Here is a 14817-nt window from a genome sequence, read left to right as displayed (position 1 = left end):
ATGTTTTTGCACTAAATCCTAGCCTGAATTAATCAAAAATATAGCACCCGTTTTCCCTTTCTTTTTTGGAAAAATCACATACGATTATACTGTGGCAAATAATCTTTATGAGCTTCTAACAGTTCATCTAACACAAGTTTTGCTTTCTTTTCATCTTGCACCAAGGGATTTACTAAAAAGGCATTATAGGCATCTTCATACTCTCCAGAAATACTAGCTTTAATCACAAGTTCTTCCATCGCTTTCATATTTTGAATCATCCCCCGTACCGGCGCAGGAATTTCACCGATGGAAATAGGCTTTGGCCCTTGCTTTGTAATCACACAATTTGCTTCAATCACTGCATCATAAGGCAATTCCGGTATCGCACCATGATTCCACGTATTCACCGTTTGGATATCTTCTTTATGATTATAAATTGAATCCATTAACTGGCATGCAACCTGACTGTAAAAAGCTCCGCCGCGTTGTTCCAGTTCCTCTGGCTTTTTTCGTAGACTTTCCTGTTTGTATAATGCAAACAACGATTCCTCCAGCGCTTGCACAACTTCTGCACGTGTTCCATTTTCCTGATAGGCTTGCTTATCCTTTTCCAATACGGACGGAGTTTGAAAATAGTATTGATGATATGGATTTGGCAATAACCTCACTGCTTTGATAAACGTTTCCGACCAATCTAACGGCATAATATTGGCGGGATTGTAATCAAGCTCCTTTTGAAGTAATTTTTGAAAGACATCTGCTGTACGATCCTCCCCTTTCACATATACTTTGTCACCAAATATAAAATGATTTAAGCCAATAAATCGAATCAATACATCTTCTGGAGCTGCCTGCAATAATTCGGCCGTAGAATGACGCATATTAAAAGGTATGTTACATACGCCAATGACTTTTTTATGGACCGAATGGTTAAGCAATGCCTCCGTAACAATCCCAGCCGGATTCGTAAAATTAATCATCCAGGCGTCGGGACAAAGTTCTTGCATTTCCTCGGCAATTTCCATTAATACCGGAATCGTTCGAAACGCTTTCATTATTCCTCCTGCACCATTTGTTTCCTGACCAATTAACCCATGTTTTAACGGAATCCGTTCATCATGTGCCCTTGCAGCTAATCCGCCTACCCGGATTTGTGTGGAGACAAAATCTGCACCTTGTAAAGCACTCCTTCGGTCCAATGTCCAAGTTAATTGTATATTGACCCCTGCTTCCGCAATCATCCTGTTACCTAATTGACAGATAGTATCTACCTTTTCTTCCCCTGCTTTCACATCTACCAGCACAATTTCGGTCACTGGAAATGTCGCTTGTCTCTGAATAAATCCTTCTAAAATTTCTGGCGTATAACTGGAACCTCCACCGATGATTGCTATTTTTAAAGACATGATTTATTGCTCCTCCATTGTTGTGTTTTTGTAAGCGTTTTAATTGAATTGCAAAAAATTATAAATAAAACGTATCATACAATTTTTTATTTGTCTATACAATATAAAAGTAATTTGTAGTAACAATTGTGTTTTTATCAAATATCTAGTACACTATCTGTAGACGATAAACCTTCCAGACAATTTGTAAAATACCTCCTTATAGAAATATGAAAGTCAAAAATGATATATTAGTCTTTTAACCTTGAAATGCTTCACCTTTGTTCTTTTGTATTAAAAAAGGTATGATTTGATTTTTAAAAGTGTCGCAAAAGGAGCACGAAACCTATGGAGAAAAACCAATCACTGCACATTTATATCAAAGAGGAATTGTTACATCGTATTAAGACAAACCGATACAAGCCCGGTGAGAAGATCCCTACTGAACTGGAACTATGCAAAAATTTTAATGTAAGCCGCACCACTGTTCGCACGGCTCTCAACCAGCTTACATTAGAGGGGTATTTAGAACGCCAGCAAGGACGAGGTACATTTGTAGCGGACAAGAAAGTAAAACAAACCTTATCCCAGACAATCAGACGATATAGCGACCAATTAGCTGACCAAGGAAAGCATCCGGAAATTGAGGTATTGGATATTTCCGCTGTTGCTGCCAATGAATTATTATCCACGAATTTAAATGTGAAGCTGCAAGATCCCATTCAACGAATTGAACGTGTCCGCAAAGCGAATGGAGATACGACGCAGTACGAAGTCGCTTATGTTCCATGGGTGGTTGCTCCTGGAATTACGAAAGAACAAGCCGGCATTTCCCTATATAAGTCATTAAATGAATTCTTTGATGTGTGGATTGCAAAAACTTCTGAGAATATTGAAATAGCGATTGCAGATGAACAAATATGCACTTTTTTAGAATGTGAACAAGGACTTCCATGCTTTTATATGGAAACATTGGCTGAAGATGAAAATGGAAAGAAAGTCGAGTTTTCCAGATCTTTCTTCCGGGGAGATAAAACAAACTTTTCGATTGAACGCAGCTATTCCAAATAATGAACCAACGTAGGAGTGATTTGATGAGAGTCGAAATAAATGCAGATGATTTCGGGCTGACAAAAGGGGTTACAGACGGTATTATTGAGGCACATCAAAATGGGTGTGTAACATCCACTACAATAATGATGAATGGCCTTGCCACCAACTATGCTGTCGAAAAGGCAGCAGAAAATCCAGATTTAAAAATAGGTATTCATCTTGTCTTAACATGGGGAAAGCCCCTCCATACTTCTGTTTCCAATCTTGTGAATCCAGATGGAACTTTTCGATTTACTAGCAATTTTCTTGATATGGAGGTTCCGAATCTGGAAGAAGTGGAATTAGAATGGCGTGCACAACTGGAGGCCTGCTTAGCAACAGGCTTGCCTCTGGATCACATTGACAGCCACCATCATGTACACGGTTGGCCGCCTTTGAAAAATCTTATTATCAAGCTTGCTCAAGAATATGAGGTTCCTGTGCGACGAGTTGATTCCTTGGCTGATCATCCAGATATATGCTGGACGGATAAGCTATGGACAGGATTTTATAAAGATGGTGTTACGGATGATTTATTCGACGTTATTCAAAAAGAAAATGTTTCTTCTATCGAAGTGATGACGCATCCAGGACAAGTGGATGAAACGCTGAGAAAGGTCAGCTCGTACACCGATGCCCGTGAAAATGAAATAACCATTCTTAGCAGAATCGACGTTCCTGACTGGGTCAAGCTGACATAATCAAAGAAATCCAAACGTTCATCAGAATGATGATATGTTTGGATTTCTTTTTTATTATTTAATGATTCAGGTGAAAAAATAGCCAATCATTGTCAGCAACAGGGAAAGGCTCATGATACTTCCAACAACCAGCATATGACGATGCCGTCTCATCACAACAACCGCAATGTACTCTCTAATCATTGCATTTGGCCAATAGTACCATGCTGTTTTTGCACCGATTCCTTGGCTGTCCAATCCCGCTTTTCTTGCATACATTCCCGCACGGAACAGATGAAAATTATTCGTCGCAAAAATACTCTGGTATGCTCCCGGTCCATTCTTTTCATCCATGATTTTTTTTGAAAAAACCATATTTTCATACGTACTGACCGATCTGTCTTCTTTTATCGTATCTTCCATGGGAATTCCTTTTTCTATTGCGTATGTTTGCATTGCTTCTGCTTCAGGAATGCCCTCATCCGGTCCTTGCCCGCCGGAAAAAATAATTTTCGGAGGAGCAGCCTTCTTCTTCTGCTGGTGATAAAACTTGACTGCTCTATCAATTCTGCTTGCAAGCAGCGGAGGTACCCGGTCGTTGATTAATCCGCTTCCCAGCACAATGATAAAATCCTGATTCCGTCTCGGATAATGCCATTGATTCAGGATATACGCCGTCAGAAAGTTAAACATATGTAAGAACACATAGGTAACCACCAGTCCAGCCCCACCAAAAAGCGGCCCTAAATAATCCGGAAAAAAACGCGACGGATTAACGATACTTATCATTGTTAATGTAAGGATACCTATAGCCATGATGAATGTTAATGCATTTCGGAACTTTTTTCCTTCCTTCTGCATCAATACTTTGGCATTGTAAAATAATCCAACAATAAAAGCAATTACCGCAAATGGCAGCAACACAAGAAGAAACAGCAACAGAATAATTAACAAGAAATACTGGTACGGCCCATCTATGCGTATATAAAAGAAAGCGCAAAAAAACAGGAATGTTAACAAAAAGCCATTAAATAGAAAACCGTTCATTAATTTACGCCGATCCTGCAAATAACTGATTAGAAATAGAACCAAAAATACAAATGGAACGGAAGCAATAAAATAAACCAAAAAACCTTCACCTCTCGTCTGTTGTTTTCAAAGACTGCAGTCCTCATTTATATAAAATGAAAGATATGGTAACATATAACCACACAAAAATAATTATACAACAGAGGTTAATATGCGTTATCTACGATATTTTATCATTATTTTCTTCATTTTAACACTGACATCCTGTGCAGCCTTTCTAGGTAATGACACAGCCGAACAACATTCTCCCAAATATACATCCATCACCGTAAAAGAAACCGATTGGATTACACCTGAAATTACAGTTTCTGCTATTGGTGATATTTTAATTCATGACCGCATTTATAACGATGCCTGGAATGGCTATACCTATGATTTTAAACCAATGCTAGCTGAAGTAGCAGATGATTTAAGTGAATCAGATATCACGGTTGCCAACCAAGAAACCATCATGGGGGGAGAAGATATCGGCTTATCCGGTTATCCCAATTTTAACAGCCCGTTTGAAATAGGGGACGCTTTACAGGACGCTGGTGTAGATATGATTACAATGGCAAATAATCATACATTGGACAAAGGAGAAGAAGGCATCCAAAATGCCATTGCCTATTATAAAAAAATCGGCATGTCTTATACAGGCAGTTTCCAAAATGCCGACGACCAGTCTGACATAAGCGTGCTGGAAACGGATCAGGGTATTTCTGTTGCTTTTCTGAGTTATACATATGGAGTAAATGGCATGCCTATACCGGATGGAAAACCTTATCTCGTTAATTTGATTGATCGCCAGCAAATTAAAAAAGAAGTCGAAAAAGCAAATAAGCTGGCGGATGCCACCATTGTCAGCTTCCATTTTGGCAAAGAAGAAGAACGGATGCCGAATCAGGATCAAAAGGATTTAGCACAATATGCCGCAGATCTTGGCGTCGATGTTGTCATCGGCAATCATCCGCATGTACTGCAGCCAGCAGAATGGCTGGAAGGGAAAGATGGAAACGAAACGTTAGTCGCCTATTCTTTAGGAAACTTCTTATCGGGGCAATATCAATTTTATAATCGTATTGGCGGTATTCTCGAATTCAAGCTGGTGAAAGAAGGTGATGATGTACATGTCGAGGAACCTGCTTTTCAGCCCACCTTTGTGGAGTTTGAAGAAAATGACGGGACGATGAAAAATGTACAGGTTATTCCATTAGAACAAGCATCTGCCGAGCAAATGGAGAATCGGAATGACGTGATGGCTGAAATGCAAGAGCATATGTCGCAGTGGATACCGGAGTTGGAGTGGGGAGAGTGAAATTAGTATTAAATACTATGTTAGTAAAATGAGAGCATCCTTCAGATTCATATGTTTTCTTCATGAAAAACCCGAAATACCGGAGTTTTTCATGAACTTGAGTTACTGATATGATAAACAAACAGTTCTATTCTTTAATATATAATTACCACTTTAAATTTCCCAAAATAATCAGTTCGAATAACTGAAAAGAGAAGAAGATCCAGCAAAAATTTCATTTTCACCAGACCCCCTCTATTTGACTATTTATTGATTCGAAGCTTTGGGCATCTCTTCTACATTTTTCTCTTGAGACTCCACTTTCAACGCTTCTTTATCCAACCTTTTAAAGAACGGATAATACATTGCTAAGCTAATAAATAAGAGTACCGCTTGAAGTACGGATGCACGCCATCCCCCTTCCAGAAAACCATTTATAAATATTGGGGTACCAAGAGGAACACCAATCCCTCTTAATGGAGGGACTAACCCTGAATAAGTAGCAATAATTGCAATAACACTAACTACTATTGGAGTAAATATTAACGGAATAATTAGACGTATATTTAAAACAACTGGAAGCCCAAAAAGTATTGGTTCATTAATACCCGTTAATCCCGGAGCAACCGCTAATTTTCCTAACGTTTTATACCGTTTAGATTTCGCCATTAATAATGCAATAATTAATCCAATCGTAGCCCCAGTCCCACCGATGGCCGTATAGGTCATGAAGAATGGCCCACCGGGAATCATATGTGGCAACGGTTCCCCATTAGAAAAAGCATCTAAGTTTTCTAAACGCAAACCCGTCCAAATTGGTAGAATTACCCCCATCACAACAATGGTTCCATGAATACCGAAAAACCATAGTAGACTCATTACTGTAATCACAATCAGATACGCCCACCAACTTCCCCCAAGGGAGACTAATGGAGCTTGTACCATTGAATAAATAAAATCATGAATGCTATCAAAAGAAGAAATATTAAAAATCCCTCGAACAATTAACATCAAAAATACTACAATAAAAGCAGGTGTTAATGCCGCAAAAGATTTTCCGATAGTCGGCGGAACACCTTTAGGCATTTTTATATAAAACTCTTTATCTAAAATTAGCACATAGAGTCTGCCGACAGTAATACCTATTAGAATTGCAACAAATAAACCAGTTGCACCTAACCATTGGAAACTAAGCGCATTCGTAGCACCATCCTCTAATAAACCAACTGGAGTTACTAATAAGAAGCTCATTAAAGCAATGATACCTGCGGAAAAGCCATCCCGTTTAAATTGAGTGGAGACAGCATATGCGATAGAAAATACTGCATAAAGTGATAATAGATCAATGGTTAATATTGACGGTAATTCTGTTAGCGCTTTCAAGCCGATGCTATCTAAAAAATCTTGATACGCAGGAATATTAATTGTATTTATTAATGTGAAAATTGCACCGACTAAAATAACAGGTAAAATAGATGTCAAACCATTTGAAATACTACTCACATACTTATTACTTTGAATCGCTCCGGAAAACTTTTGAATCCTCTCTCTCCAAACTTTTGATTCACTCATTATCAAACACCTCCTATTCTGTGTCCATTAATTCTAATGCTTGGTTTAACACCTTTTCTCCTTCCATCATTCCATAATCCATCATGTCAATTGTCATAACTGGTATATCTAACCCTACAACTTCCTTTATCTCCTTTTCTTTATGCCCCATTTGAGGTCCAAGCATCACAATATCTGCTGGTAAATAATCATTGACTTTTGATTCTGCGCAAGCATCGACACTAACCTCTAATCCTTTGGCTGCTGCTGCCGCCTTCATTTTTTCAACTAACATACTTGTTGAGAACCCGCCTGCACACGCTAAAATTATTTTTTTCATCATTTTATCCTCCCACTCTCTTCATTCACTTTTTCTTTTATAAATAGAATCATTTCACATACCAAGTCTTTTACTGTAATTGCATTCATCAAATGATCTTGAGCATGTACCATTAGAAGACTTGTTTCTATTTCTTCTCCTCGTATTTCACGTTGGATTAAACTAGTTTGGGTTTTATGTGCTTCATTCAAACTGATTTCTGCTTGTTCCAATAGTTCGTCCACTTCTCTCCAATTTCTATTTCTAGCTTCTTGTAACGCTGTTAAATATTTAGCGCGGGCATCTCCTCCAGTAGTAATAATCTGCATAATTTCTTGTTCATTCTTCAATAAAATCCTTCCTTTCCGCTTACAAAAGTACCTCAATTTCAGACATAAATGCACGATAATCCTTAGCTTGCATGAGTCTTTTTCGCAATGTCACATTTTCAATCAACTGAAGCATTAAACGACTGATTTCACGGTGAAGAAACAAATGCCCTGGTTTCAAATTAATTAAAAAAATTATTTCTATCCGTTTATTTTGCCACTCAATAGGTTCTTCTAATATAATGACACTTACACAGTCTTTTATTGCATCTAGTTTCATAGCATGCGGTCCAGCAACGCCATTTTTATAAACAGTTGTGAACTTCTTCTCCCTTTCCAAGACAGAATTAATAAATCCTTCCGCTGCATACCCCTTTTTGACAATGTCTTTTGCACAACTCCTTAAAATATCCAAATAATTCTGAGTAGAAGTACGTAAAAATAACTCTTCTTTAAATAACTCTTTCACTAAAGGTATAGATTGTTGTTTTGTTTGACTATTTATTTCATAAGAAATGACTTCCTTAATTCTCCTCATTTCTTCATCATCCAAAAAATGTTTAATATGAATGATTGGTACACCTTGAAAATTATCTTCCATTGGAATCGTGCTTAAAAACAACTCCGGCAATTGACCTCTGAATCGATTCAGATTATCAGTCGTAGTAGCCATGATAAACGCTCTTGGAAAAACAGATTCTAACTTTAAACGAAGCAATTCAGAACTTCCACCGCCCGTTTCACAAATAACAACAATTCTTCTGTATTTTTCCAGTGACATCGACTTTCTTCGTTCCAGATGTGCAGCAAAATGAATAGCCACATAACCCGCTTCATCTCTTGAGAGAACAAAACCATATTCCTTTTCAACCAGTTCACTAAAGCGGAATGCAATGACGAATACATTCGCATATTTACTATAAATCTCTTCTATTAGCGGATTTTCAAGTTGCATTTTATAATACAATCGTTTCATTAGTGGAAGCATATGCAACAACAAATCGTTTACAAGTACTGAATCACTTGTAAAGTCTGTCAAAAACTCATCATCAAGCTTTTGTAAAATATATTTTAGTTGATGAGAAAATTTCTCTTTCTCCATCTGCCCAAGTTTTTCAATAGAAGTCTTACCTGATATATGCGCAGCTAGAAATTGAACCTCTGATTCCGGTAACTGGATATCATATTTTTGATAAATCCAGTCGTTTATTTTAGTAGCAACCTGACAATAAACTTTTTCTGTTTCTATCTGCAGTTCCTGATCAGAAGATAAGAAGTTATGACGTAATGACCGAAATACTAGAATTCGGACATGCCTAACTAAATTATCTAAGGCAACCGCATTTATTGTAAGATTTGTTTCTTCTAATGCATCATTTAATACACTACGTACTTCCCTAAAATTAAAAGATTTTCTAAATTCATTAAAGTCACTGGCAGGAAGCAAATAATACTCCCCTAAAACAAAAGTAGAAAAAGCACGCCTATAATTTCCTTCATATCCATTTACTCGTATTCCATAGTGAGGCTTTCGTTCTAACTGTAAATCAAAAGTTTGTAACCTCTCTTGTATTAAATTCAAATCTTTAACAATTGTGTTACGGCTAATCTCCATTGTTTCAGCTATAGATTCAATCGTTACATAATCATTTTCTTGCAATAAATAGGCGATAATCATGTTGATTCTTTGCTCGCGGTTATATACATCCCCATAGACATTTGACTCAGTATAAAATTGTTCAAATAATTTCTTGTTTGTAATATGCAGGATATATCCTTTTCCACGTATTAATTCAATATGAAACCCATTCTTTTTACCAACATCATTAGAATCATGAATAATTTTTCTTATCGACCTTTCCGATAACTCCATCATCTCTACTAAACTGCTTTTGCTAACCGGCTGCTTATTGTTATAAATAATTCGCACTAAATTTGCAATTCTCATGATCTATCACCTATTCTTAGAATACAATATGTATTTCTTAATTTTAAGAACAATAAATGCCACTATAAGTGGCAAAAAGTAGATGAATAATTTTAAATATTAAACAAACGATACAATCAATAAAATACAATTATCAGAAGTCCTAAACAATATATTACTTAAACTAAACTAATTGTAGTACAAAATGAAAGTTATTAAAGAAAGAGAAAAGCCGTTATAAACGTATTTATAACGGCTTTCTTCCTTTTATATTCAGTTTCAACTATTTTGTCCAACTTTCTTTCGGTTCATGTTCATACTATTACTTAATCAACTCTATTTTGCTGCAATGACAACAATTTCCTGATTGTTGTCATAACAGCCTTCTCTTCATTAGAACGAGTAATAAAATTCGCCGCCTCTTTTAATTCCGGAACAGCATTACGCACAGCAAAACTATAGGCCGCACTATTCATAAGCTCGATATCATTGTAACCATCCCCAAAAGCAAGCGTTTCTTCCGGCGTAACGTGCAACATGCGCTGCAATTGTTCCACTGTTGTTCCTTTATGAACATTCGCATCCGCAATATCAATCCACGCTGCATCCGAAGCTACAATATAAGCCGACTCAAAAAATGGTAACAGCTTCTCTTTTGTTTCAAAGCAATTCAAAGAAGGATCATGAATCGTTATTTTAATAAAGTCATCCTTTATTTCATTAAAATCAGAAACTTCTTTAACTTGTGCATAAGATCCGTTAACAAATACCATTTCTTCCTCTGAAGTATTCTCCTTAACCATTGCAGCGTCCCTTGTACATGCAATAATAGTATGTTCTAAGCTGATGTCTTCCAACAGGCGAATAATCTCCAAGCCTAATGCATTGTTTAACAATGATTCATAAACAAATACACCATTATGCTTAATTCGAGTAGCACTGTCTCCTAAAATCCATAAATCTTCAGCATCCTCGCCAAACAGTTTTTCTACCCGTTCACATTGTTTACCAGTGACAGGCGCAAAAGCAACATCCTGTTCCTTCATCAGCTTTTTGACATCCTTGTACAACGCTCTGTCAAAATCACCATTGGAATTCAAGAACGTTCCATCCATATCCGTTAATACTAATTTAATCATATACCTATCTCCTTGTGTTCAACCGCTTTAACGCAGTACCGGGTATTTATTTTATCAAATAAACCCCGGCACCTTGATAAGACTATTAATTCATCGTTACTTTTTCCAGAAAGAATTGAGGCAAATATGCTTGATGCGCCCCCATCATATCATCAATAATTTGTTTCGCAATTGCATCACTTGGAGTCAGCGGATTAATCGTTAAAGCAAGTACCGCTTGATTATAATCCCCGGTTACAGCCGCTTCTGCCGCAATACGCTCAAAGGATTTAATTTGCTGTACCAGCCCGCGGGCAGCTACAGGAAGATCTCCCACAGCCAGTGGAACAGGACCATCTTTAGTAATCACACAACTGACTTCTACCGCAGATTCATCTGGAATACTGGCAATAGCCCCGCGGTTTCTTGTATTTACCGGCTGAATATCCCGTTTGTCATTATAAATGGATGTAATCAGACGAACTGCCGCATCCGAATAATAGGCTCCGCCCCGCTCTTCTAATTGCGGCGGTTTAATATTTAAATTTTCATCTTTATAAAGTTCAAATAGATCTTTTTCCAATGCTTGAACGACTTCCGCACGTGTTCCTTCTGTTTTCGAACTTTCAATTGTTTTATCTAACATTTCCTTCGATTTGTAATAGTACATATGATACGGACATGTTAACGCATTCAATGCTTGAATAAATGCAGGTTCCCAGCCAATGCCCTCTATATTCTTCACGAAGCTTGCATTTTCCGGATCAGATAATTTCTGAATGACTTTTTCTTTGACGCTGACACCATCTAGATAAACATCCAAACCGTACACCATATGATTCAGTCCTGCAAAATCAATGCGAATGCGGGAATGATCAACATCTAATAATTTAGCAACTCCCATTTCCATACCGATGGGAACATTGCACAGACCGACTACTTTGTTAATATTAGAGTAGCGTAATATTGCTTCTGTTACCATGCCGGCAGGATTCGTAAAGTTAATCAGCCATGCATTCGGACAAAGTTCTTCCATATCCTTTGTGATGCCTAAAATTACCGGTATCGTACGCAGTCCTTTAAACAATCCGCCCGGCCCATTTGTTTCTTGGCCAAGCACACCATATTCCACTGGAATACGTTCGTCTTTGGCACGGGCATCTAAACCGCCAACACGAAACTGCGTTGTTACAAAATCAGCATCCTTGAGAGCCTCTCTGCGGTTCAATGTTAAATGTACATCAATTGGAAGCCCGGCATTTTCAATCATTCGTTTCGCTAAATTCCCGACGATTTCCAACTTTTCCTTTCCCTCTTCCACATCGACTAACCAAAGTTCGCTTAATGGAAATTCATCGTATCGTTTTATAAACCCTTCTACTAATTCTGGTGTATAGCTTGATCCGCCGCCAATAGTCGCGATTTTTATACCTTTTGTCATCTCCAGTGCACCTCCAAATAAATTGAAATTCATTTCGTTACCCTTCCTATAATTTTATTGTATCAAGAAGTAACTGGAAATAAATAAACAGCGGAACTTCTGTTTTAAGTAACCACGGAAGTAATTTGTTACATGGTTGTAACGACATGTGTTAAAGTAAAGAAAAGAATTAGGTGAATTTTTAACCTGAAGAAGAGGTGTGCACCATGTTTACATCAGAAATGATTGCTTCGTTCAATGAGCTGGAGACTTCTTTATACAATTATATCAGTAAAAACAGCGAAAAAGTTGCTTATATGCGCATACGCGAACTGGCTGATGAGACCCATGTATCGACAGCAACGATCCTGCGTTTTTGCAGAAAAATTGATTGTGAAGGCTTTTCCGAATTTAAAGTGAAACTGAAAATGCATCTGGAAGAAGATAGAAAAACCATTTTAAAAGATACGCAGCATGCTGTCACGGAATTTTTTGACCGGACATTAAAAGGAGATATCGAAGAAGCCATTAAAGATGCGGCGCAGCTTGTAAGCAAAGCAGATAATGTCCTTTTTATCGGCATTGGGACCTCTGGAATTCTTGCCGAATACGGCTCCAGATATTTTTCAAGTCTGGGTAAGTTTGCAATGTATATCAAAGACCCGCTTTTTCCTGTCCATTCCAGCCTGCGTTATAACAGTACCGTCATTGCCTTATCCGTCTCCGGGGAAACGAATTTTGCCGTTACACATCTTAACCAGATGAAACAAGAGGGAAATAAAATAATCAGCATAACCAATAATAAACACTCCACAATTGCCAAAATATCGGATATCAATATTCCGTATTATGTCACGGAAGAGTGGTTTGAAAATGCGAATATTACGACACAGGTACCTGTTCTTTATATTTTGGAATCCATGGCGCATGAAGTTTATAAGTTGAATCATTGAGGATTTCGCAGTTTATAAATTTGCAAAATCAAGTTCATTTCCAACCAGTAATATTACACACAGAAAAAATGATTGAAATTTCGGAATTTTACTCCTATAGCGCATGAAGGGATGAAAGTTCACATTTATATTTCATCCCTTTCTAGCTTCTAACTTATTGAAATCATCTATAATCCATTTATTTAAAGAAAATAAATCATTTCCAATAATACCGGCAAATACTTGGTCTTATATCCAATCTCAACAGAAACAAGTTTGCCGATAGATATTACCATTCTATATGAACATGCCCCTCTTTATCGATACGCTCCAAGGTATGTGCGCCAAAGTAATCACGCTGCGCCTGAATTAAGTTGGCACCGCTTTTGCCAGAGCGATAACCGTCATAATATACTAACGAAGCATTGAAACAAGGCAATGCTAATCCTGTTTCCATTCCTTTGATTACCACTTTGCGCATCGCATTCTGATAGGTATTCAAAATTGTTTTGAAATATGGAGATAGGAACAGATTGGATAATGTTTTATCTGCTTGAAAAGCACTACTAATCTCATTTAAAATTCCGGCACGGATAATACATCCACCGCGGAAAATCAAAGCAATGTCATCGAGCTGCAAATCCCATCCATACTGTTCTGATGCTTGTTTATACTGATAAAATCCTTGCGCATAGGTACTTATTTTCCCCATAAATAATGCTTGCCGCACCAATTCAATCCATTCATCCTTATCAGCTTGTTCCAATAATGAATCAGGACCTGCCAGTTCTTTTTCTGCTGTCATACGTTCTTCCTTCACATTGGATAAGAACCGCATAAATACAGATTCTGTCACAATTGTAAGAGGGACACCCATATCAAGTGCGTTTTGACTGGTCCATTTGCCAGTTCCTTTTTGTTCGGATTTATCTAAAATAACGTCCACCATGGGCTGGTTCGTCTCTTCATCGACACGTGTTAAAATATCTGCTGTGATCTCCATCAGATAGCTTTCCAATTCGCCTTTATTCCATTCTGTAAAAATAGCGGCTATTTCATGAACGTCCAGCCCCAGTCTTTCCCGCAGGAATTGATAGGCTTCTGTAATCAGCTGCATATCTGCATATTCGATACCGTTATGCACCATTTTTACATAATGTCCGGCACCTTCTTTACCAAGATAGGAACAGCACGGTTTACCATCTACTTGTGCTGCAATTTTTTCAAGTATCGGAGCGACGTGTTGATAGGCTGCTTTATCCCCGCTTGGCATGAGTGCAGGTCCATTCAAAGCTCCTTCTTCACCTCCGGAAACACCAACGCCGATAAAATGAAAACCCTTTTCTTTCAAATCATGGTATCTTCGGTTCGAATCCTGGAAATTGGAATTTCCTCCATCCATTATAATATCGCCTTGATCCAACAAAGGTACAAGACTTTCAATAACGGAATCTACAACTGTTCCGGCTGTTACCATCAAAAAGATTTTTCTCGGCTTTTCCAATGATTGAATAAAATCCGCTAACTCATAATACGCTGTTATATTCTCGTGAGGATGCTTTTCTTGAAAAGCATCTGTTAAATCAGATGTATAATTATAAACTGCCACCTTTTCACCTTGATTTGCCATATTCAAAGCAAGATTTGCTCCCATGACGCCTAATCCAAACATACCAATTGCATTCATTTTTTCATCCCTTTCCTTAAACAGGTGTTC

13 protein-coding genes are annotated in these 14817 nt (G+C 37.6%); 4 read left to right on the top strand and 9 right to left on the bottom strand.

Annotated features, from left to right (window positions below; genetic code table 11):
- Positions 1–74: 74 nt before the first annotated feature.
- Positions 75–1388, bottom strand: coding sequence for a 6-phospho-beta-glucosidase (locus tag ACFQ19_RS02460; protein WP_379590379.1), 1314 nt, complete (start codon positions 1386–1388; stop codon positions 75–77).
- Positions 1389–1715: 327 nt separating this feature from the next.
- On the opposite strand from ACFQ19_RS02460, the gene ACFQ19_RS02455 reads away from it, so the two are divergent.
- Together ACFQ19_RS02455 and chbG are read left to right on the top strand one after the other, a co-directional pair.
- Positions 1716–2438 (top strand): GntR family transcriptional regulator, encoded by a 723-nt coding sequence (locus tag ACFQ19_RS02455; protein WP_379590378.1) that lies wholly within the window; start codon positions 1716–1718, stop codon positions 2436–2438.
- A 23-nt stretch (positions 2439–2461) separates the two neighbouring features.
- Positions 2462–3160 carry a chitin disaccharide deacetylase gene (chbG, locus tag ACFQ19_RS02450; RefSeq protein WP_379590377.1) on the top strand — a complete coding sequence of 233 codons (699 nt, stop codon included), beginning with the start codon at positions 2462–2464 and terminating at the stop codon, positions 3158–3160.
- A gap of 66 nt (positions 3161–3226) precedes the next feature.
- On the opposite strand, the gene ACFQ19_RS02445 is transcribed toward chbG, so the two are convergent.
- The gene (locus ACFQ19_RS02445) at positions 3227–4267 is read right to left on the bottom strand and encodes a YdcF family protein (RefSeq protein WP_379590376.1); all 1041 of its coding nucleotides are present in this window, start codon (positions 4265–4267) and stop codon (positions 3227–3229) included.
- A gap of 112 nt (positions 4268–4379) precedes the next feature.
- On the opposite strand from ACFQ19_RS02445, the gene ACFQ19_RS02440 reads away from it, so the two are divergent.
- Positions 4380–5525 (top strand): CapA family protein, encoded by a 1146-nt coding sequence (locus ACFQ19_RS02440; RefSeq protein WP_379590375.1) that lies wholly within the window; start codon positions 4380–4382, stop codon positions 5523–5525.
- 246 nt (positions 5526–5771) lie between these two features.
- Here ACFQ19_RS02440 and ACFQ19_RS02435 read toward each other — a convergent pair whose 3' ends face one another.
- From ACFQ19_RS02435 to ACFQ19_RS02410, 6 genes are all read right to left on the bottom strand, one after another.
- The gene (locus tag ACFQ19_RS02435) at positions 5772–7076 is read right to left on the bottom strand and encodes a PTS sugar transporter subunit IIC (RefSeq protein ID WP_379590374.1); all 1305 of its coding nucleotides are present in this window, start codon (positions 7074–7076) and stop codon (positions 5772–5774) included.
- Positions 7077–7089: 13 nt separating this feature from the next.
- On the bottom strand, positions 7090–7395 hold the full coding sequence (locus ACFQ19_RS02430; RefSeq protein ID WP_379590372.1) for a PTS sugar transporter subunit IIB: 306 nt from the start codon (positions 7393–7395) through the stop codon (positions 7090–7092).
- Positions 7395–7724, bottom strand: coding sequence for a PTS lactose/cellobiose transporter subunit IIA (locus ACFQ19_RS02425; RefSeq protein WP_379590371.1), 330 nt, complete (start codon positions 7722–7724; stop codon positions 7395–7397). Before ACFQ19_RS02425 ends, ACFQ19_RS02430 begins: the two co-directional genes overlap by 1 nt.
- Before the next feature lie 19 nt (positions 7725–7743).
- Positions 7744–9651: a BglG family transcription antiterminator gene (locus tag ACFQ19_RS02420; RefSeq protein WP_379590370.1), complete on the bottom strand. Its 1908-nt coding sequence runs from the start codon at positions 9649–9651 to the stop codon at positions 7744–7746.
- A gap of 305 nt (positions 9652–9956) precedes the next feature.
- On the bottom strand, positions 9957–10769 hold the full coding sequence (locus ACFQ19_RS02415) for an HAD family hydrolase (RefSeq protein ID WP_379590369.1): 813 nt from the start codon (positions 10767–10769) through the stop codon (positions 9957–9959).
- 85 nt (positions 10770–10854) lie between these two features.
- Positions 10855–12189 carry a 6-phospho-beta-glucosidase gene (locus tag ACFQ19_RS02410; protein ID WP_379590790.1) on the bottom strand — a complete coding sequence of 445 codons (1335 nt, stop codon included), beginning with the start codon at positions 12187–12189 and terminating at the stop codon, positions 10855–10857.
- A 206-nt stretch (positions 12190–12395) separates the two neighbouring features.
- On the opposite strand from ACFQ19_RS02410, the gene ACFQ19_RS02405 reads away from it, so the two are divergent.
- A complete protein-coding gene (locus ACFQ19_RS02405) occupies positions 12396–13121 on the top strand; it encodes a MurR/RpiR family transcriptional regulator (RefSeq protein ID WP_379590368.1) in 726 nt (241 codons plus the stop codon).
- A 268-nt stretch (positions 13122–13389) separates the two neighbouring features.
- On the opposite strand, the gene gnd is transcribed toward ACFQ19_RS02405, so the two are convergent.
- Positions 13390–14787 (bottom strand): decarboxylating NADP(+)-dependent phosphogluconate dehydrogenase, encoded by a 1398-nt coding sequence (gene gnd, locus ACFQ19_RS02400; RefSeq protein WP_379590367.1) that lies wholly within the window; start codon positions 14785–14787, stop codon positions 13390–13392.
- Positions 14788–14817: the final 30 nt, after the last annotated feature.

The organism is Oceanobacillus locisalsi, assembly GCF_042675985.1.
Classification (GTDB): Bacteria; Bacillota; Bacilli; order Bacillales; family Amphibacillaceae; genus Oceanobacillus; species Oceanobacillus locisalsi.
Note: the sequence above shows the minus strand (reverse complement) of the source record. Positions and strands in the feature narration are given on the sequence as shown.

Excerpts from the sequence above, each read along its gene's own strand:
- ACFQ19_RS02460 (WP_379590379.1), bottom strand. The coding sequence starts at position 1,388 with ATGTCTTTAAAAATAGCAATCATCGGTGGAGGTTCCAGTTATACGCCA.
- ACFQ19_RS02455 (WP_379590378.1), top strand. The coding sequence starts at position 1,716 with ATGGAGAAAAACCAATCACTGCACATTTATATCAAAGAGGAATTGTTA.
- chbG (WP_379590377.1), top strand. The coding sequence starts at position 2,462 with ATGAGAGTCGAAATAAATGCAGATGATTTCGGGCTGACAAAAGGGGTT.
- ACFQ19_RS02440 (WP_379590375.1), top strand. The coding sequence starts at position 4,380 with ATGCGTTATCTACGATATTTTATCATTATTTTCTTCATTTTAACACTG.
- ACFQ19_RS02435 (WP_379590374.1), bottom strand. The coding sequence starts at position 7,076 with ATGAGTGAATCAAAAGTTTGGAGAGAGAGGATTCAAAAGTTTTCCGGA.
- ACFQ19_RS02430 (WP_379590372.1), bottom strand. The coding sequence starts at position 7,395 with ATGAAAAAAATAATTTTAGCGTGTGCAGGCGGGTTCTCAACAAGTATG.
- ACFQ19_RS02420 (WP_379590370.1), bottom strand. The coding sequence starts at position 9,651 with ATGAGAATTGCAAATTTAGTGCGAATTATTTATAACAATAAGCAGCCG.
- ACFQ19_RS02415 (WP_379590369.1), bottom strand. The coding sequence starts at position 10,769 with ATGATTAAATTAGTATTAACGGATATGGATGGAACGTTCTTGAATTCC.
- ACFQ19_RS02410 (WP_379590790.1), bottom strand. The coding sequence starts at position 12,189 with ATGACAAAAGGTATAAAAATCGCGACTATTGGCGGCGGATCAAGCTAT.
- ACFQ19_RS02405 (WP_379590368.1), top strand. The coding sequence starts at position 12,396 with ATGTTTACATCAGAAATGATTGCTTCGTTCAATGAGCTGGAGACTTCT.
- gnd (WP_379590367.1), bottom strand. The coding sequence starts at position 14,787 with ATGAATGCAATTGGTATGTTTGGATTAGGCGTCATGGGAGCAAATCTT.